We start from the raw sequence: 17,384 nt of genomic DNA on the forward strand, positions 1-17,384 counted from the left end.
CGCGCAACCCGGGCGGTGCACGAACACGAGCTGGGCATGACACGAGCTGGGCATGACACGAGCTGGGAACAAATCGTTTACAACACGGGACGGCGGAGAATGACCTAGATAGTATGACCTTCCGACTATATAGATCACTGTGTATCTGCTGTGCTGGTGGGGGTGGGGAGAGTCCCGACGGAGGTAGGCCGTGGACCTGTCGCGAGCCCTGGCCGGGATCGGCGCGGCCTTGATCGCGTGCGCCCTTCTCGCGGTGCCCGCCGGGCTGGTGCCGGGGGCGACCAGCGCCCTCCGGGAGTCGATCCCGCCGACCCGCGCCGCCGCCGAACTGCCGGTGGACGGGGCCGATCGGAGTTGGACACCAGGGGACGGGGGCTATCCCCGGCACGTCACGCTGCACGTCTATCCGGACGACCCGCGGGACAGCGCGGCGCAGATCGGGCTGGTGTCGTACGCGAAGATCGCCAGCAGGCTGAACGCGCTGCAGGCGGTCTCGGACCGGGTGTCGGCGGAGGTCGTCGGGCGGTCGGTGCAGGGGCGTGATCTCTATCTGGTGACGGTGACCGCGCCGGAGACCGCCGCCGAGACGGCCCGGCAGGGGCGCTGGCGCACGCAGATCGAGGACGATCCGGACGCCGCGGAGCGGGACACCGCGCTGACCAGGGGATACAAGGCGCCGATCTGGATCAACGCGAACATCCACGGCGACGAGCCGGAGGGCACCGACGGGGCGCTACGGGTGATCGAGCGGCTCGCGACCGCGGCCGACAAGACCACGGCGGCGCTGCTGCGGCGGACCCGGCTCTACCTGACGGTGACCGGGAATCCCGATGGGCGGGTGGCCGGGACCAGGGAGAACGCCGACGGCACGGATCTCAACCGGGATCACGTGACCGATACCGAGCCGGAGACCCGGGCGGTCCGCGACGTGGTGATCGGCACCCAGCCGGTGACCATGCTCGACGAGCACGGCTACCTGGGCGAGACCATGGTCGAGCCGGTACGCGCCCCGGACGGCAGTGATCACGCGATGCTCGCCGCGGTCGAGAAGCTGGGCCTGGCGGCGCGGATCGACGAGCCGGTGCGCGACGGGATCCTCGCCCCGATGTACGCGGACCTGCAGGGCTCGTCCGGCCACATCGTCAACCTCCCGAACCCGGACGACCCGGACCTGCCCGCCGCCGAACGCTGCAGCCGGGCACAGGTCAACGTCGACGTGGCCGCCGCGACCATCGAGGCCTTCATCGGGTACGCGGACCGCCACCGCACCGCGCTGATCGAGGCTCAGATCGCGCGCTTCCGGGAGGGCTGGGCGGGCCTGCCGGCGATGGACGGCATCCCCCGCGCGTACCTGATCCCGGCCCAGGAGACCCGCCTCGTCGCGCACCTGATCGCGCACGACATCCGGATGACCCGGGAGGGCGGCCACTTCCTGCTCGACATGCACCAGCCGAAGCGCGGCCTGGCGAGCGCCCTGATCGAAACCGGGCGAACACCCGACGGCCGGGTATGGGGTGCCGAGGTCATATCGTCGGACCCGTGACTGACGACCTTCTGGACGCCTTCGTCCACGCGAACCGCGAGAAGAACCTCGGGGCGTACGGGATCCACCTGCACCGGGAGGGGCACGACCCGCTGGAGCGCCGGTTCCGCTCGGACGACCGGGTCAACCTCTACTCGGTGTCGAAGACCTTCACCGCGGTGGCGGCCGGTCTCGCCGAGGCGGAGGGCCGGCTCAGCCTCGACGACCGCGTTCTCGATCATCTGCCCGAGCTGCGGACGATCGCCGCGGACGGCTTCGCCGAGGTCACGCTCCGGCAGCTGATCACCATGACCAGCGGTTCCAGCCACGAGTGGTTCACGTACCAGCCGATCGAGGTACCCGACCTGCTGCACGCGTTCGTCGCCGCACCGATGGCCGCCGCGCCGGGCGGCAGCTTCCTCTACACCGGCTCCGGCCCGTACGCGATCGGCCGGGTGATCGCCCGGGTGACCGGCGCCGACCTGCGCGCCTACCTGCAGCCGCGCCTCTTCGCGCCGCTGGGCCTGCACCATCCCGGGTGGCACACCTGCCCGCTGGGCTTCCCGCTCGCCGAGAGCGACCTCTTCCTGACCACCGGGGAACTGGCCCGTTTCGGCCGGCTGCTCCTCCAGGGCGGCGAGTGGGAGGGCCGCCGGATCATCCCCGCCGCCTTCGTCGAGCGGATCCCGGCCGAGTCGGTCGACACGTCGAGCGTGACCGATGACGTCCACTACGGCAGCGGCTACGGCCTCGGCGTCTGGCTCGGCCGTGACGGCACGTACCGGATGGACGGCAAGTACGGCCAGTTCGTCGTCGTCGACCCGCGCCGCCGGGCCGTCGTCACCGTCACCGCGCACACCGAGCAGGACGACGCCCTGCTCGACGCGCTCTACGACCTGGTCCTCTCCGGAATCGACTAGCCGGCCGGCAGCAGGAACGCGAAGAGGCGCACGCCCACCATCCCGTTCGGCAGCGGTGAGCCGGCCGCCGCCGCGACCTTCATGCCCGCGTCCCACGGTTCTCCGTCGAGGAAGACCTCGTTCGTCATCAACCGCGTCTTCTCGTACGCCGTGAAGAAGCGCAGCGCGTGCACCGCCCGGGTGAGGGGCACCTCGCGCAACGCGGCGAGCAGCCGGTCGAAGAGGGGTTCCGCCGACGGGACCGGTTCGGTGGCGAAGAGGTCGACCTGGGCGCCGAGGCAGATCTCGAACGCGCCGCCCGGGTGCTCGTACCGTTCCCAGTGCACGTGCTCCCCGGCCGCCTCCCGGTCGATCAGCGTGCCGATCAGCGGGTAGGCGACGGCCCGCTCGAACATCGCGAGGCACTGGAAGATCGCCTCGCGCCAGGTGGGGGCGACACCGGCGCAGCTCTCCACCATCCACGGCCGGGCCAGCGCGGGGTGGTCCACGGCGAAGTCGACCTGGGCGACCACCAGGTCCGGGGTGGGCCGCGGGTGGGCGACGAGCGCGGCCCGGAAGGTGGCCTCGCCCAGCCGCATCTCGCCGTCGAGCGGCACGCCGTACGCGGCCATCCAGTGCGCGAAGACGGTGGCCGGGGCGGGTACGCCACCACTGCCGGTGCCCGCCTCGGGAAGCGGCGCGCCGAGCCCGACCGGTCCCAGCGCGAGGTCACCGGGCTGGGCGCCGCCGTTCAGCGCCTGGACCACGGCGGCGACCTCGCTGCTGTACCCGGCGATCCGCTCGATCTCGGCGTTCTCGGCGGTCAGCGCGCGCTCCGCCGCGGCGGCGAAGACCGGTTCGTCGGCGAGGAGCCGGGTGGTCCCGCCGTCCAGGAACTCGTCGGCGACCCGGATGCCGGCGAGCAGGCGACGGCCGTACGCCAGGGGAAGGAAAACGGTCAGCCGATCGGCGAGCCAGGGCTCCAGCCCGCCCGCGATCAGGCTCGCCCGGATCTCGTCACCGGCCCGCATCTCCGCGGTCTCACAGAACGCCGCGACACCGACCGCCACCGCCTCGTCCAACATCGCGTGAGCGTAACGGCCTTGATCGCGATTTCACAGAGCCACGGCGAAGACCTTCACGACCGCCCGGGGACGCCGATCAGTACCGGTGACGGCCCGGAGACCAGGGTCGGCGGCGACCGGGGTCGCGCATCTATCATTCGGGGCCAGCCTGTCCGCGAGGGCGGCGACGATCTCTTTAGGACATGACACATGACTGACCCCACGGCCGGAGCCCCGGGCGAACCGGTTCCCGCCCCGATAACCCCGCCGCCGGCCCCGGTGGCGGACGACGTGACCGAGCCACACCGGCCGGTGCCGGACGACGTCACCGAGGCCCGGCCCGCCACCGCCGAGGTCACCCCGGTGCCGTCGGCGGATCCCACCGAGGTCCAGCCGCCGGTGTCGCCGTGGCAGCCCCCGCCCGGCTACGAGCCGACGCAGCCGCAGGCGCCCGTCTACGACCCGACCCAGGCGTACCCGCAGCCGCCCACCTACGACCCCACGCAGGCGTACCCGCAGCCGCCCGTCTACGACCCGACCCAGGCGTACCCGCAGCCTCCGGTCCCCGGTTACCCCGGCCAGCCCGCGCCGGGATATCCGGTGCCGGGCCAGCCGGTCTCCGGGCAGCCGGGCCAGGCGTACCCCGCTCCGGGCCAGGCGTATCCCGCTCCGGGCTATGCGCCCGCGCCGGGTTACCCGGCTCAGCCCTACCCCGGCCAGCCCTACCCGCCGGTGTCGGGAGTGCCCGCGCCGGGGCAGCCCGCCGCCTACCCGGTGCCGCCGGTCTCCGGGATGCCCGCCTCCGGGGCGCCGCAGGGGTACCCGCCGCCGCAGTACGGGGCGGTCGCGCCCTACCAGCCCTACCCGCAGGCGCCGTACGGGAAGGCGCCGGGCTTCGTGCCGGGCAACCTCCGGCTGGCCTCACCGGGTGCGCGGCTCGGTGCGACGGTGCTGGACTTCGTGCTGGCGCTCATCACGCTCGGCCTCGGCTGGATCATCTGGTCGCTCTTCACCTGGTCCAACGGGCAGACCCCGGCCAAGCAGCTGCTCGGCCAGGTGGTGGTCAACGAGACGACCGGCGAGGTCTTCGGCTGGGGCCGGATGGCGCTGCGCGAATTCGTGATCAAGGGATTCGTCAGCGCGATCGCGAGCAACCTCTCGTTCGGCATCTTCTGGTTCGTCGACTCGCTGATGATCTTCGGTGAGGGCAACAAGACCCTGCACGACCGCATGGTCGAGTCGATCGTCGTCTACCGCTGACCACCGCTCCTCCCCGGCCGAGGGTCGTGTCTCGTACTCGCGCGGGTACGGGACACGACCGGCCGGACTTGATCGACATTCCATGATCAACCGCGGGGATGATCTTCGCGGCTGGTGGTCAGGGGTGCCTCGGCAGGCCGGAGAGACCCGTGAGCGCCAGCTTTCCCGGCGCGGCTGGCGTTCACGGGTCTCTCGGGCGCCGGAGACACCCCGGATCGCCAGCCGACGGGCCCGAGGCACCCCGGATCGCCAGCCGACCGGCCGCGGCACCCCGGACCGCCGGCTCACCGTCCGCGGGGTACCGCCCGACCGGGTCCACGAACGAACCCCGGCAGGCGGGGCCGGCGATCCGCGGGCGGCGAGTGTTCGGGCGGGCACCCGGTCACGGGATCCGGCGTCCCGCCCGGGTGGTCCAGATGTGACCAGCAGGGTCACGGGTGTCTCCCGGCCCTCGAGACAGCCGCCGGCACCAGCCGACAGGTCAGCCGCCGGAAAGAGAGCCGGAGGGGGAGCCGACAGGGGAGCCGGAGGGGGAGCCGACAGGGGAGCCGACAGGGGAGCCGGCGAGGGCGAGGACGCGGCGGGCCTCGCGGACGACGGCGAGGTCGACCATGCGGCCCCGGGCGTCCAGGCACACCCCGCCACCGGCCGCCGTGAACCGGTCGAGCACGTCCCGGGCCGCGGCGACCTCCCCGGCCGACGGGGTGAAGACCTCGTGGATCACCGGGATCTGCGCCGGGTGGATGCAGGCCCGGCCCCGGAAGCCCAGCCGTCTCAGGGCCAGCGTCGAACGGCGGAGCGCGCCGAGATCCCGGAAATCGGTGGAGACCGCGGCGACCGGGGGCTCGATGCCGGCGGCGGCGGAGGCGAGCACGACAGCCGACCGTACGTGCAGAAGCTCCCGCTCGTCATCCCCCACGGTGACCCCCAGCTCCGCGGCCAGATCGGCCTCACCGATCTGCAGCCTGGTCACCCGGGGCGCCGCCGCGATCTCCGGCGCGGCCAGGATCGCCCGCGGCGTCTCCAGCAGGGGTACGAGCCCCACCCCGCCCCCGGGATCGACCTCGTCCAGCAGCGTCGCGAGCCCCCGCAGATCACCGGGTGACGCCTTGGCGACCACCAGCCCCCGCAGCGCCGCAACGTTCACCGCACGGGCATCGTCGAGACCATGCTGACCGGAATTGATCCGGACCCAGACGGGGGCGCCCGACGGCAGCGCGTGCAACCACGCGGCGACCGCCGAGCGGGCCGCGGGCTTCTCGGCCGGGGGTACCGCGTCCTCCAGGTCGACGATCAGCGCGTCGGCGCCGCGGGAGAGCGCCCGCTCCAGCATCGCCGGGCGGTTGCCGGGGACGTACAGGAAGGATCTCATCCGATGGCGGCCGATCCGGCGAGCAGGGAGCGGGCGATCACGACCCGCTGGATGTCGTTGGTGCCCTCGCCGATCATCATGAGCGGGGCGTCGCGGTAGAGACGCTCGACCACGAACTCCTTCGAGTATCCGTAGCCGCCGTGCACCTGCATGGCGTTCAGCGCGCAGAAGACCGCGGCCTCCGAGGCGAACGCCTTGGCCATCCCGGCCTCCATGTCGACCCGGTGCCCGCCGTCCGCGCGGGCCGCCGCCCAGTAGACCAGCAGCCGCGCGGCCTGGACCCGCGTCGCCATCTCGGCGATCTTCAGCTGGATCGCCTGGAAGTCACCGATCGACCTGCCGAACGCCGTGCGCCGGCCGGCGTAGCGGAGCGCCTCGTCGTAGGCGGCCTGGGCGATGCCGAGCGCCCGCGCGGCCACGTTGATCCGCCCGGTCTCCAGGCCGGAGAGGACCTGCTGCATGCCCTTGCCCTCGACGCCGCCGAGCAGTTGCCCGGCGGGAACCCGGACGTCCTCGAAGAGGACCTCGCACGACTCGGTGCCCTTGTACCCGAGTTTCGGCAGGTCACGCTCGACGGTGAAGCCGGGCGTACCGGCCTCGACCAGGATCACCGACATGCCGCGGTGCGCCGGGGAGGCCGCCGGATCGGTCTTGCAGAGCACCGGCAGCGGGTCGGCGTGCCGGGCGTTGGTGATCCACGTCTTGCGCCCGTTGAGCACGTAGGAGTCGCCGTCGCGGACCGCCGTCGTGCTGATCCCCTGCAGGTCGGTGCCGGCGTCCGGCTCGGTCAGCGCGATCCCGGTCCGGCGCCGGCCGGTCGCCAGGTCGGGCAGGTAGCGCTGTTTCTGCTCGGTGGTGCCGTGCCGGGCGATCAGCCAGCAGGAGAGGGAGTGGCTGCCGAGAATGCCGGCGATGCCCATCCAGCCCTTGGAGATCTCCTCGAAGACCAGCGCGAAACTGACCATGTCGGCGCCGAGACCGCCGTACTCCTCCGGGACGGTGAGACCGAAGAGGCCCAGCTCGCGCATGGTCTCGACGATCTCGGTGGGGTAGCGGCCGCTCGCCTCCCACTCGCTCGCGACCGGGCGGATCTCCCGGTCCACGAAGTCGCGGAGCACGTCCCGGAAGAGGCGCTGCTCGTCGTTGAGGTCAAAGTCCACTTCTCACTCCATGGTCGCAGGAGGAATAGCCACCGGACGAAAGACGGCGAGCCCGTCGCGCAGGTCCAGCCGGACGGGCTGGTCACACGCGGGATTCGGGTCGTCGATCAGGTGGGTGAGCACGATCGGGCCCTCGGTGAGGCGGACCCGGGCCAGGATGTAGGGCTGCTCGGCCCGGTGGATCACGGTGAAGCTGTCCACCACCCCGGTTCCGGCAGCCGGAGTATCCGATAGATCGGATGAACCGCACGCCAGGCAGATCGGGCGTGGATGATGCTGAAATCTCCGGCATGTCAGGCAGATCTGCAGCATCATCGGCCCACCCCCAGGACCACCGTCGCGTGGCTGGAGAAGATGCCGCCGGTCCCGTGCACCAGCGCCGTCGAGGCACCGTCGCGCACCCGCCGCACCGCCTCCACCAGCAGCAGCACCCCGAGCTGACCCGGATGGCAGTACGCCAGTCCCCCACCGCCGGTGTTGTGCGGCACGGTCACCCCGAGGCCCTCCCCCGGCGCGGCGAAACCCAGCGCCTCCATCCCGACCGGCACCGAGATCGTGAACGAGTCGTACAGCTGCACGACGTCGATGTCGGCCGGGGTGAGACCCGCCCTCGCGAACGCCCGCTGTCCGGATTCGATCGCTCCGGTCCGCAGCAGGTCGGGGGCCGTCGCCATCCCGGTGTGGGTCAGCGCCTCGCCGTACCCCAGCACCTCGACCGGCGGATGCCGCAGCCCACGCGCCCGGTCGAGAGCGGTCATCACGATCGCCCCGCCACCGTCGGTGACCAGGCAGCAGTCGAGCGCCCCGAGCGGCGACGAGATCATCTCCGCGGCGAGCACGTCGTCGACGGTCAGCGGCCCCTTCCCGTAGGTCCAGGCCGCCGGGTTGCGCTGCGCCCGGTCCCGCGCCGCGACCGCGACCGTGGCGAGATCCGCCCTGTCCAGCCCGTAGGTGTGCAGATACCTCTGGGCGACCATCGCGTAGTAGGAGATCGGGTAGAGCGGCCGGTAGGGCGCCTCGTGGATCGCCTCCGGCGTGCCCTCCTCATAGACCCCGGCCGGGTTCCGGCTGCGTGCGCTCCGCTGATTGCTCGCGTACGAGATGACCACGGTCGTACACTGTCCCGCCGCGATGGCCTGTGCGGCTCTCGCCACGTACATCTCGAACACCGCCCCACCGGCGAACGTCGAGTCACACCAGGACGGCTGGATCCCCAGATGGTCCGCGAGTTGCGTGACCGAGAACCGGGAGATCCCGTTCGTCGCGATCCCGTCCACGTCGGCGAGCGTGAGCCCGGCGTCCGCGAGCGCCCGGGTCACCGCCTGCGTCTGCAGCTCCAGGATCGGCTTCCCGGTCTTCCCGAGATCACATTCGGCCGCGCCCACGATCGCTGTTCCGCGAGAGTTCATGGCGCCCGCAGTACGGCCGAGGCCGGCGCCACCGCGACCCGGCCGTCCCCGGCCACCTCGACCCGCAGGTCCACCTCGACGACCCCGTCCTCCTCGCGGGTCACCTCGCCGAGGCAGCGGATCGTCTCCCCGGCGAAGACCAGGCTCTTGAACCGGAACGACAGGTCGGTGATCACCGCGTCCCCGCCGAACCACTCGCGCAGCGCCATCGCCAGGTACGCCCCGAACACCTGCCCGTCCACCACCGGCCGGTCCAGGCCCCGCTCGGCGAGGTAGGCGGCGTCGTAGTGCAGCCGGTGCCAGTCCCAGGTGGCCCCGGCGTACGCGATCATGTCGGGCAGTTCGACGGTGCGCTCAAACGGCGACATAGATCAGGGTCTCCTCGTTGACGGCGAGCAGCAGCCCGGTCTGGTCGCGGTAGGTGGCGATCGAGGTGACCACCAGCATCCGCTTCCCGCCGCCGGTGACCCGCTCGGCGATGTCGTCCAGCCGCCAGCACGCGGTGATCACGTCGTCCGGGCCGACCGGCCGGACGAAGCGGTACGCGTTCCCGCCCCGGACCAGCCGCGTCCCGGGCACCACGAGGTGCCACCCGTGCCCCGCGTAGCCGTCGGCGTCCCGGGGCACGTTCGCGTACTGGTTGGTCTCGCAGATCATGGTGGGCGGGGCGACGTCGCCGGCCAGGTGCGCCGGATCGGTGTCCCCGGTCGCCATCGCGAAGTAGCGGATCGCCGCCCGCCCGACCGGCTCCGGCGCGGTGTAGACCGCCTCCTCGCCGATCCGCGCGGCGAGCTCCGGCGTCAGCAGCGTCACGGGAGCACCGCCGTCGGCACCGTCTCGATCAGGAACTCGGGCCGGAGCAGCGCCGAGCAGACCACGCTGGTGAAGGTGGCGTTCGGGAAGTGCTCCTCGCGCAGCGCCCGGGTCCCGGCGTAGGACGGCACCGCGTCCGGCGTCAGGTACTCGACCACGTGCGTGACGTGCTCCCCGGTCCCGCCCGCCACGGCCAGCACGGTCTCGATGCTGCGGTAGACGAACGCGGTCTGCGCGGCCAGGTCGCCGTCGTGCAGCGCCCGCTGGCCGACCGGGTCGAGCGCGCCGAACCCGGCCAGGTACACGGTCTTCCCGGCCTGGACCGCGGGCTTGTAGGTGAGCGTGTCGTACCGCGCCCAGCCCGGGTTGAGCACCCGCAGCGGCGCGGTCGCGGCGAGCGCGTCGAGCGAGACGGCGGCGCCCGGCGCGACCGGGACGTCGACCAGGATGCCGGCCGCACCCGGGTGGACCGGTCCGGCGCCGAGGGCCTCCCGGCGCGGGCGGCCGCACCGCGGGTACTCGGCCCGGGTCGCGGTGGACGTGTAGTCGACGGTCCGGACCAGCGCACCGGTGTCCAGCCCGGCGACCGCGAGCAGTTCCACGATCCGCGCCAGGCACCGGCGGTACTGCTCCCGGAAGTCCCCCTCGGCGGTGTGCACGCTCGGCAGGTAGACCACGCCGTCCGCCACCCGGACCACGTCGGCACCGGCGGTGAGCAGCGCCCCGCCGCCGTAGTGCGCGGTCACCTCGACGGCGTGGTCCGCACCGTCGAGCAGCGCCGCGACCGGCACCCGCGAGACCGGCACCAGGTGGCCGGCGAAGACCGCGGCACGGGCCGACGCGAGGACGTCGGGGGAGGCGCCGGCGGTGACGTATTCGGTCACGTGCACCACGTCGCCGATGGTCAGCCCGGCGCTCGCGAGCGCCGCGCCGAGCAGCGGATAGCCGGGCACCGCCGGCAGGGTAACGGTCAACTCAGGCACCCTTCGATCGCATCGAGCAGGGCCGCGGCATCGGCACCGGCGTCCACCGCGGCGAACACCGCGCCGGCTCCGGTGCCGAGGTTCGCGGCGGCTTTGGCACGGAGTACGTCGCGGCCGGATCGGGCCTCGGCGGCGAACCGCCGGTCCGCGACCTCCAGGACGCCGGGCGCGGCGGCGGCGACCGGGCCGGACGGGCCGGTGCGCACCTGGATCCGGGCGGCCAGGTCCAGCACCTCGGGGCGGTCCAGATCCTCGAAGCTCTCCAGCCCGACCCACCCGTCCACGATCGCGGCGGCGACACACCAGTAGACGCTGAACTTCGCCTCGTACGCGCTGCGCGGCCGCCGCTTCTCCACCCCCGCGATGATCGGCACGGCATCCGGATGCAGCGTCACCGTCAGCGGCGCCCGATCGCCGCCCGCGTCAGCTGACATTTTCGAGATGCCGCCCGACGCGGTAGCGGAGGAGGTGGGGACGGGGGCGGCGGAGAGGGCGCGGGCCGCGTCGATCGAGGCGTGTGCCAGCTGGCAGCAGGGGTACGCCTTGATGGCGATCCGGGTCGTCTCCCAGCGTCTCCCGAGGTCGCCGAGCATCGCCTCCCGGTCCGGTTCGCGAGCGGCGAGGGCGTGGAACAGGCCGTAGGGGCCGTCGAGTGCGCCCGCCGGGCCCGTCGCACCGGCCCGGGCGAGGCGGGCGGCGAGGATGCCGTTCGCGACCGCGGTGCCCGGGTGCAGCTGCTTCGTGCTGGCCGGGCTGTGCAGGAACTCCAGCAGGCCGCTCGCCCCGCTCGCCGCGATCCCGATCGCGTTCGTCATCGCGGGGACGTCCAGGCCGAGCAGTTTCCCGGCCGTCACCGCGGCGGCCACCGGGCCGCACATCGAGGTCGCGTGCAGTCCCCGCGCGTGGAAACCGTGCGGTGCCGCCACCCCGAGGCGGCAGACCACCTCCAGGCCCGCGACCAGCGCCACGATCAGCTCGCTGCCGCGACTCCCGCACTCCTCTCCCACCGCGAGCATGGCGGGTACGGTCACCGCGCTCGCATGAACCAGTCCCCCGGGATGCGTGTCATCGAAGTCGAGGGCGTGCACGGCGACCGCGTTCCCGAACCCGGCCGCCACCGCGCCCAGCCGTTCCCCGCCGAAGAGCCGCGACTCGGGTGGCCCGCCCAGGCCGCGGGCCACGGCGAGCGCCGGCCCGGCCGTACCCCGGCGGAGACCGGCGACCGCGCAGCCCACCGCGTCGATCAGGTGCTCCCGGGCGGCGCCGGCGACCGCTCCCGGCAGGTCGCCGGCGCCGAGTCCGGCCACCCAGCGGGCGAGGACCACCGCGGCGGGTTCGATCACGCGGAGCCCCCGCGCGGGACGGGGGAACCGGGGGCGTGTGCACCGGGAGAACCGGCATCGTCCGGATCCGGAGCGCCGGGAACGTGCGGGCCGAACGCGCCGGCCTCCCGGAGCTCACGGAGTCGTTCCGGTGTGTAGTCCAGCAGCTCCGATACGTACGGTAAATGCTCGCCACGACGCGGAGCCCGGCGATGAGCCGGCGGTGATGCACCCACCCGGACCGGCGAAGCGACCTGTCTGACCGTGCCGTAGTGCGGATGCTCGGTCTCCACGATCATGCCCCGCGCGAGGGTGTGCGGATCGCGCAGCGCCGCCGCCACGTCGTTGACCGGACCGCACGGGATGCCGGCCGGTTCGAGGAGGGCGAGCCACTCGCCGGTGCCCCGGGTCACGAAGAGCGCCTCCAGCAGCGGCAACAGCTCCCCCGCGTGGGTACGCCGGTCGGCGAAGGTGGCGAACCGGGGCTCCGTCAGCACCGGGTCGCCGAGGACCGCGACGAGCCGCTGCCAGAACTTCTCCTTGGCGCAGCCGACCACGATCCAGCCGTCGGCGCTCGGGAAGAGCTGGAACGGCACGAGCGACGGATGCGCGGAGTACCGGGTCCGCTCGGGGGTGAACCCGGCGTTGAGGTGCCAGGCCGCCGGGTAGGTGAGCATCCCGATCGCGGTGTCGTAGAGACTGAGGTCGCAGTCCATCCCGGTACCGTCCCGGCGGGCCGCGTGCACCCCGGCGAGCAGCGAGATCGCGGCGACGAAACCACCCGAGTAGTCCACGATCGACAGCCCGGACTTGGCGGGTGGCCCGCCCGGCTCGCCGGTCAGGTCCATCCAGCCGGCCAGGCCCTGCAGGATGTAGTCGTACCCGGGCTGCCTCGCGCGCGGCCCGGTCATCCCGAAGCCGGTCAGCGAGCAGCAGACGATCCGCGGATTCAGGTGCTTGAGCCGCTCGTACGTGATCCCGATCTTGGCGGGGACGTCGCCGCGCAGGTTGGAGTAGACCGCGTCGGCGTGCCGGACCAGGTCCTCGAAGACGGCGCGCCCGGCCGGGTTGGCCAGGTCGAGCGAGAGGGACCGTTTGCCCCGGTTGAACGTCTCGAAGAAGAGCGAGTCCTCGCCGTGCTGGTAGGGCGGGACGTACCGGCCGACGTCCCCGCCGGTGACCGGCTCCTCGATCTTGATGACGTCGGCGCCGAGGTCGGCCAGGTGCACCGAGCCGAACGGGCCGGCGCCGTACTGCTCGACCGCGATGATCCGGATGTCCTCGAGGGGTCTCACGACGTCACACTCCCGACCAGGTCGATGAGCCGTTCCTGCGCCACCCTGGTCTCCTCGGGCGGCAGGCCGTAGGAGGGCGGCGAGAGCTTGACCGCGTCGGCCAGCCCGTCGTATTCGAGGAGCCGGGCCGCGCACTGGGCCGGTGTCCCGGCGATCGCGTACGCGTCGATCATCTCGTCCGGCACCAGGTCGCCGAGCGCGTCGGCGGGCTCACCCGCGCGCAGTGCGGCGGCGGCCGCCGCGGTGACCTGGCCGAAACCGGCGGCGTTGAAGGTGCCGGCGTACGACTTGACCGAGGCGTAGAAGCCGACCACGTTGGCCGCCCGCCGCCGGGCCGTCGCCGGATCCGGGTCGACCGAGCAGCACGCCGCCGCGACGATGTCGAAGCCCGGCTCCGCCTTACGGTGCAGGATCGGCAGGATACGGTCCTTCAGCTCGGCCGGGGGACAGAGCTCGTGGGCGATCCAGCCGTCGGCCACGTCCGCGGCGAGCGCGATCATCGCGGGCCCGACCCCGGCCAGGTAGATCGGGATCCGCTCGCGGACCGCCGGGTACGGCCGCCGCCAGCCGCGCACCCGGATGGACCGGACGCCCCTGTGGTGGATCGGGTCGCCGCCGGCCAGCACCGCACGGATGATCGCGACGGTGTCCCGCAGCCGGGGCAGCGGCCGCTCGAACGGGACGCCGTGCCAGTCCTGGTTGAGCCGGGCCACCCCGGTGCCGAGCCCGAGCCGGAACCGGCCCCCGGAGAGTTCGTCGAGGTCGGCCGCGTCCAGGGCGGTCAGCATCGGGCTGCGCGCGAAGGCCAGCGCGATGCCGGTGGCGATCCCCACGCTCTCGGTCGCGCAGGCCAGGGCCGCGGCCGTGACCGGAGCGCTGCGGTGCAGCTCGGGGGCCCAGAGCACGCCGGCGCCGGCCTCCTCGGCGGCCCGGGCGGCGGCGGCCAGCTCGGCCATCGTCTCGCCCCACGGCTGCACGTCGAGGCGCATCAGGCGGTCCCCGGCCCGTGACCGCGTTTGTAGACCAGCATCGCGCGCCGCCAGGTGATCACGTCGGCGCCGTCCTGATTGAAGCCGACGGTGCTGACCTTGACGATGCCCGCGTACGGCCGGGACTTCGACTCGCGGAGCTCGAGGACGGTCGACCGGGCGTAGACGGTGTCGCCGACGAAGACCGGATTCGGCATCCGGATCTCCTCCCAGCCCAGGTTCGCGAAGGCGTGCTGGCTGACGTCGGGCACCGAGAGACCGGTGACGATCGCGACCGTCAGGGTCGAGTTCACCAGCAGTTTCCTGTACGGCGTACCGGCCGCGTAATCGGCGTTGAAGTGGGACTGGTTGGTGTTCAGCGTCAGGAGCGTGAACCACGTGTTGTCCGCCTCGGAGATGGTGCGCCCGAGCGGGTGGCGGTACGTGTCACCGACGGTGAAGTCTTCGTAATAGCGGCCGAGCATGCGGCCGAAGCTAGCACTTGTTTCGCACAGTGGAAAGATGTTTCCATTCTACGATGCTAGCGGCGTTCCTCTACCTGCACATCGTGCTGATGGTCTTCTGGCTCGGCGGCGACCTCGGCGTCTTCTACTCCAGCCGGTACGTGATCGACCCGGCGTTGACCCCGGCCGCCCGCCTCACCGCACTGCGGATCATGTCCGGGCTGGACCTCGGCCCGAAGATCTGCCTGATCCTCTTCCTGCCCAGCGGCCTCACGCTGATCTCGCTGGACGCGCACGGCGGCTCGCTCTGGGGGATCCACCTGCTGCCCTGGTGGCTGCTGGTCCCACTCTGGATCGGCGCCCTCGCCTGGATCCGCCTGATGTACGCCGACCACCACGCACCCGGGAAGCACCCGCTGGTCCGCCGGGTCGACTGGCTCATCCGGATCGCGGTGATCGCGGGCATGGCGGCGACCGGCGTCTACACGCTGATCGCCGCGGCACCGTTCGGCGTGGACACGAACCCGAAGTGGCTGGGCGGCAAGGTGCTGCTCTACTCCCTCGCGATCGCCGCGGGGCTGGGCATCCGCCGCACGCTGCGCCCGTTCGGCCCGGCCTTCGGCAGGGTGATGGCCGGTACCGCGGACGGCGAGACCGAGGCGATCGTCACGGGCAGCGTGAACGGGTGCCTCCCCTACGTCTGGGCGATCTGGCTCTCCGTCCTGCTCGCGGGCCTGCTCGGCGTCGCGAAGCCGTTCGCGAACCTCTAGGGCTGATACCCCAGCTGGGCGGAGATCCGGGCGGCGCAGCCCTGGAGATCGGCGACGACACCCGCGTCGCCCTCCGGCTTGAAGCGCAGCGCCGGCCCGGCCACGCTGATCACCGCGACCACCCGGCCGTCGTGGTCGAAGATCGGGGCGGCGATCGAGGCGGCCCCGGTCTGCCGCTCGCCGAGCGAGGTGGAGTACCCGCGCTTGCGGACGGCGGCCAGGTCCTTGCGGAGCTTGGCCGGGTCGGTGATGGTCTTGTCGGTGACGGCCGCCAGCGGGTGCCGGGTGATGTAGGCCTCCAGCTCGAAGTCGGGCAGGAAGGCCAGGAACGCCTTGGACGACGCGCCCGCGTTGAGCGGGAACGGGATGCCGAGGCTCACCTCGAGCCGCAGTTCCTGGTCGGGGACGACCTGGTCGACGTAGAGCCGGGTGTCGCCGCGCCGCAGCGAGAGGGTGGCCGTCTCGTGGGTGCGCTCGGAGAGCAGCTTGAGCTCGGGCGCGGCCATCGCCCGGACGTCGGTGCGGGCCAGGTAGGCGCGGCCGAGCGCGACGGCGGCGTGGCCGAGGGCGTACCGGCGGGTGGCCGGGTCCACGGTGATCAGCTCGCGGCTGCGCAGCGCGGTGAGGATGCGGTGCACGGCGGCCTTGGTCAGGCCGAGCGCGGTGGCGATCTCGGTCACCCCGAGGTCGGGCTGTTCGGCGCGGCCGAAGTAGAGCAGCACGTCCATGGCCCGCTCGACGGCGGCGATGGACCGGGACTGGCCTTCCTCCTCGGCCGGCGCCGAGGTGGCCGGCGCTGGGGTGGCCGGCAGTGGGGTGGCCGCCGAAGCGGTACGGCTGGGCACAGCGAAACTCCCCCGGAACAGGATCGGAACAAACCTTGCCGAACTCTAGCCTGCCATTTCGCCCTGCGAAACGGCGTACCGTTCCGCGGTTGACAGCCCTCGGGCCCGTCGTTACCTTCAGCGTAACGCTGTTTCCATAAGCGAAACGAGGCTCTCTCCGGTGCCGGTCGACAGCACGACGTTCCGTTCCGTCCTCGGTCAGTGGCCGAGCGGCGTCTGCGTGGTGACCACGGCAGGTCCCCACGGGGCGCACGGGATGACCGCGAGTTCATTCTCCTCGGTCAGCCTGGACCCGCCGATGGTCTCCGTCTGCCTCGGCAACCACCTGCCCAGCCGTTCGCTGCTGGAGGCGGCGGGCCGGTTCGCGATCAGCTTCCTCGGCAAGGACCAGGCGCACATCGGGCGCCGCTTCGCCGGTCAGGACCGTGACATCACCGACCGGTTCGCCGGCTTCGACTGGGTGACCACCCCGAACGGCTGCCCGGTACTCGCCGACGCGGTCGCCTGGCTGGACTGCCGGATCGCGTACGCGTACCCCGGCGGCGACCACACCATCTTCGTCGGCGAGGTGACCGAGGCGGCCACGCCCCGGGTCGGCGCCCCGCTGCTGTTCCACTCCCGCAACTGGGGCCAGCTCGCCGACCCGCTGCCCGAGGGCATCCACCTCGCCGTGGACGTGCCGGCCGGCGACCCGCTCGCCGACACGCTGCGCCGGGGCGGCGCCCGGGTCCGCGCCGACGGCGGCTGCTTCGAGTTCCCGGCCGGCGGGCCGGACGGCCTGCCGCACCCCGAGCGGATCATCGCGGCCAGGCAGGCCGGGACCACCGTCATCGGGTACGTGCCGGACGCGTTCGACCCGTCCCGCGAGGACGAGGTCCTGGCCACCGCCGGGGCGCTCAGCGCGCTGGGCTGCGACGAGATCGGCCTGCTGGAGTCCGAGACGGTCCCGGCCTCGCCGCTGCAGGTCCGCCGGGTGCTCCAGGACGCGGTGGTCCGGGCCCGGCCCGCCGCGCTCCGGGTCCGCCTCGCCGGGAACAACCGCCTCGCCCTGGTCAACGCGCTGGTCGCGATGAAGAGCGGGGTCTCCTGCTTCGACGTCGTCGCCCCCGGATCGCCCGCCTCCGGGCTGCCGCTGGGCGACCTGCTCCACCTGTCCCGCCAACTCGAGGTCGGGGCCCCGATCGGCGCCGCCGACGTCGCGGACCGGGCCTCCGACCTCGCCCAGCTCAGGGAGTGAC

At 72.7% G+C, this 17,384-nt stretch carries 18 protein-coding genes; 5 read left to right on the forward strand and 13 right to left on the reverse strand.

Going from position 1 to position 17,384, the window contains the following annotated elements:
• Positions 1-190: 190 nt before the first annotated feature.
• Entirely contained in the window at positions 191-1,543 is a 1,353-nt protein-coding gene (locus AB0M08_RS05160; RefSeq protein WP_364488654.1) for a M14 family zinc carboxypeptidase, read from the forward strand.
• Positions 1,540-2,442, forward strand: a complete 903-nt coding sequence (locus AB0M08_RS05165) for a serine hydrolase (protein WP_364488657.1) — start codon at positions 1,540-1,542, stop codon at positions 2,440-2,442. The genes AB0M08_RS05160 and AB0M08_RS05165 overlap by 4 nt, the downstream gene beginning before the upstream one ends.
• On the opposite strand, the gene AB0M08_RS05170 is transcribed toward AB0M08_RS05165, so the two are convergent.
• Positions 2,439-3,506: a DUF6348 family protein gene (locus tag AB0M08_RS05170; RefSeq protein WP_364488660.1), complete on the reverse strand. Its 1,068-nt coding sequence runs from the start codon at positions 3,504-3,506 to the stop codon at positions 2,439-2,441. The two genes, AB0M08_RS05165 and AB0M08_RS05170, sit on opposite strands and share 4 nt — an antisense overlap.
• A gap of 189 nt (positions 3,507-3,695) precedes the next feature.
• On the opposite strand from AB0M08_RS05170, the gene AB0M08_RS05175 reads away from it, so the two are divergent.
• The gene (locus tag AB0M08_RS05175; RefSeq protein ID WP_364488663.1) at positions 3,696-4,745 is read left to right on the forward strand and encodes an RDD family protein; all 1,050 of its coding nucleotides are present in this window, start codon (positions 3,696-3,698) and stop codon (positions 4,743-4,745) included.
• Between the two features lie 481 nt (positions 4,746-5,226).
• Here AB0M08_RS05175 and AB0M08_RS05180 read toward each other — a convergent pair whose 3' ends face one another.
• Genes AB0M08_RS05180 through AB0M08_RS05230 form a run of 11 tightly spaced genes read right to left on the reverse strand, consistent with a single transcriptional unit; the run spans position 5,227 to position 14,552 of the window.
• Entirely contained in the window at positions 5,227-6,117 is an 891-nt protein-coding gene (locus AB0M08_RS05180) for a CoA ester lyase (RefSeq protein WP_364488666.1), read from the reverse strand.
• Positions 6,114-7,277 carry an acyl-CoA dehydrogenase family protein gene (locus AB0M08_RS05185; protein WP_364488668.1) on the reverse strand — a complete coding sequence of 388 codons (1,164 nt, stop codon included), beginning with the start codon at positions 7,275-7,277 and terminating at the stop codon, positions 6,114-6,116. The genes AB0M08_RS05180 and AB0M08_RS05185 overlap by 4 nt, the downstream gene beginning before the upstream one ends.
• Before the next feature lie 3 nt (positions 7,278-7,280).
• Positions 7,281-7,592 (reverse strand): OB-fold domain-containing protein, encoded by a 312-nt coding sequence (locus AB0M08_RS05190; protein WP_364488671.1) that lies wholly within the window; start codon positions 7,590-7,592, stop codon positions 7,281-7,283.
• Positions 7,589-8,686, reverse strand: a complete 1,098-nt coding sequence (locus AB0M08_RS05195; RefSeq protein WP_364488674.1) for a thiolase — start codon at positions 8,684-8,686, stop codon at positions 7,589-7,591. Before AB0M08_RS05195 ends, AB0M08_RS05190 begins: the two co-directional genes overlap by 4 nt.
• Positions 8,683-9,054: a MaoC/PaaZ C-terminal domain-containing protein gene (locus AB0M08_RS05200; protein WP_364488677.1), complete on the reverse strand. Its 372-nt coding sequence runs from the start codon at positions 9,052-9,054 to the stop codon at positions 8,683-8,685. The genes AB0M08_RS05195 and AB0M08_RS05200 overlap by 4 nt, the downstream gene beginning before the upstream one ends.
• Positions 9,041-9,499 (reverse strand): MaoC family dehydratase N-terminal domain-containing protein, encoded by a 459-nt coding sequence (locus AB0M08_RS05205; RefSeq protein ID WP_364488680.1) that lies wholly within the window; start codon positions 9,497-9,499, stop codon positions 9,041-9,043. The genes AB0M08_RS05200 and AB0M08_RS05205 overlap by 14 nt, the downstream gene beginning before the upstream one ends.
• Positions 9,496-10,473 (reverse strand): RidA family protein, encoded by a 978-nt coding sequence (locus AB0M08_RS05210; RefSeq protein ID WP_364488683.1) that lies wholly within the window; start codon positions 10,471-10,473, stop codon positions 9,496-9,498. The genes AB0M08_RS05205 and AB0M08_RS05210 overlap by 4 nt, the downstream gene beginning before the upstream one ends.
• Positions 10,470-11,825, reverse strand: a complete 1,356-nt coding sequence (locus tag AB0M08_RS05215) for an MmgE/PrpD family protein (RefSeq protein WP_364488686.1) — start codon at positions 11,823-11,825, stop codon at positions 10,470-10,472. Before AB0M08_RS05215 ends, AB0M08_RS05210 begins: the two co-directional genes overlap by 4 nt.
• A complete protein-coding gene (locus AB0M08_RS05220) occupies positions 11,822-13,099 on the reverse strand; it encodes a CoA transferase (protein WP_364488689.1) in 1,278 nt (425 codons plus the stop codon). The genes AB0M08_RS05215 and AB0M08_RS05220 overlap by 4 nt, the downstream gene beginning before the upstream one ends.
• Entirely contained in the window at positions 13,096-14,088 is a 993-nt protein-coding gene (locus AB0M08_RS05225; protein WP_364488692.1) for an LLM class flavin-dependent oxidoreductase, read from the reverse strand. The genes AB0M08_RS05220 and AB0M08_RS05225 overlap by 4 nt, the downstream gene beginning before the upstream one ends.
• The gene (locus AB0M08_RS05230) at positions 14,088-14,552 is read right to left on the reverse strand and encodes a MaoC family dehydratase (protein ID WP_364488695.1); all 465 of its coding nucleotides are present in this window, start codon (positions 14,550-14,552) and stop codon (positions 14,088-14,090) included. The genes AB0M08_RS05225 and AB0M08_RS05230 overlap by 1 nt, the downstream gene beginning before the upstream one ends.
• A 53-nt stretch (positions 14,553-14,605) precedes the next feature.
• Here AB0M08_RS05230 and AB0M08_RS05235 point away from each other — a divergent pair, with 53 nt between their 5' ends.
• On the forward strand, positions 14,606-15,301 hold the full coding sequence (locus AB0M08_RS05235; RefSeq protein WP_364488698.1) for a hypothetical protein: 696 nt from the start codon (positions 14,606-14,608) through the stop codon (positions 15,299-15,301).
• Here AB0M08_RS05235 and AB0M08_RS05240 read toward each other — a convergent pair.
• On the reverse strand, positions 15,298-16,146 hold the full coding sequence (locus tag AB0M08_RS05240; RefSeq protein WP_364488701.1) for an IclR family transcriptional regulator: 849 nt from the start codon (positions 16,144-16,146) through the stop codon (positions 15,298-15,300). The genes AB0M08_RS05235 and AB0M08_RS05240 overlap by 4 nt on opposite strands.
• 160 nt (positions 16,147-16,306) lie before the next feature.
• Here AB0M08_RS05240 and AB0M08_RS05245 point away from each other — a divergent pair, with 160 nt between their 5' ends.
• The gene (locus tag AB0M08_RS05245; protein WP_364488704.1) at positions 16,307-17,383 is read left to right on the forward strand and encodes a flavin reductase; all 1,077 of its coding nucleotides are present in this window, start codon (positions 16,307-16,309) and stop codon (positions 17,381-17,383) included.
• Position 17,384 lies beyond the last annotated feature (1 nt).

This window comes from Actinoplanes sp. NPDC051851 (assembly GCF_040681165.1).
Taxonomy (GTDB): Bacteria; Actinomycetota; Actinomycetes; order Mycobacteriales; family Micromonosporaceae; genus Actinoplanes.

Coding starts and splice junctions, on each gene's coding strand:
- AB0M08_RS05200 (WP_364488677.1), bottom strand. CDS start 9,054: ATGTCGCCGTTTGAGCGCACCGTCGAACTGCCCGACATGATCGCGTAC.
- AB0M08_RS05235 (WP_364488698.1), top strand. CDS start 14,606: ATGCTAGCGGCGTTCCTCTACCTGCACATCGTGCTGATGGTCTTCTGG.
- AB0M08_RS05180 (WP_364488666.1), bottom strand. CDS start 6,117: ATGAGATCCTTCCTGTACGTCCCCGGCAACCGCCCGGCGATGCTGGAG.
- AB0M08_RS05225 (WP_364488692.1), bottom strand. CDS start 14,088: ATGCGCCTCGACGTGCAGCCGTGGGGCGAGACGATGGCCGAGCTGGCC.
- AB0M08_RS05195 (WP_364488674.1), bottom strand. CDS start 8,686: ATGAACTCTCGCGGAACAGCGATCGTGGGCGCGGCCGAATGTGATCTC.
- AB0M08_RS05170 (WP_364488660.1), bottom strand. CDS start 3,506: ATGTTGGACGAGGCGGTGGCGGTCGGTGTCGCGGCGTTCTGTGAGACC.
- AB0M08_RS05190 (WP_364488671.1), bottom strand. CDS start 7,592: ATGATGCTGCAGATCTGCCTGACATGCCGGAGATTTCAGCATCATCCA.
- AB0M08_RS05230 (WP_364488695.1), bottom strand. CDS start 14,552: ATGCTCGGCCGCTATTACGAAGACTTCACCGTCGGTGACACGTACCGC.
- AB0M08_RS05175 (WP_364488663.1), top strand. CDS start 3,696: ATGACTGACCCCACGGCCGGAGCCCCGGGCGAACCGGTTCCCGCCCCG.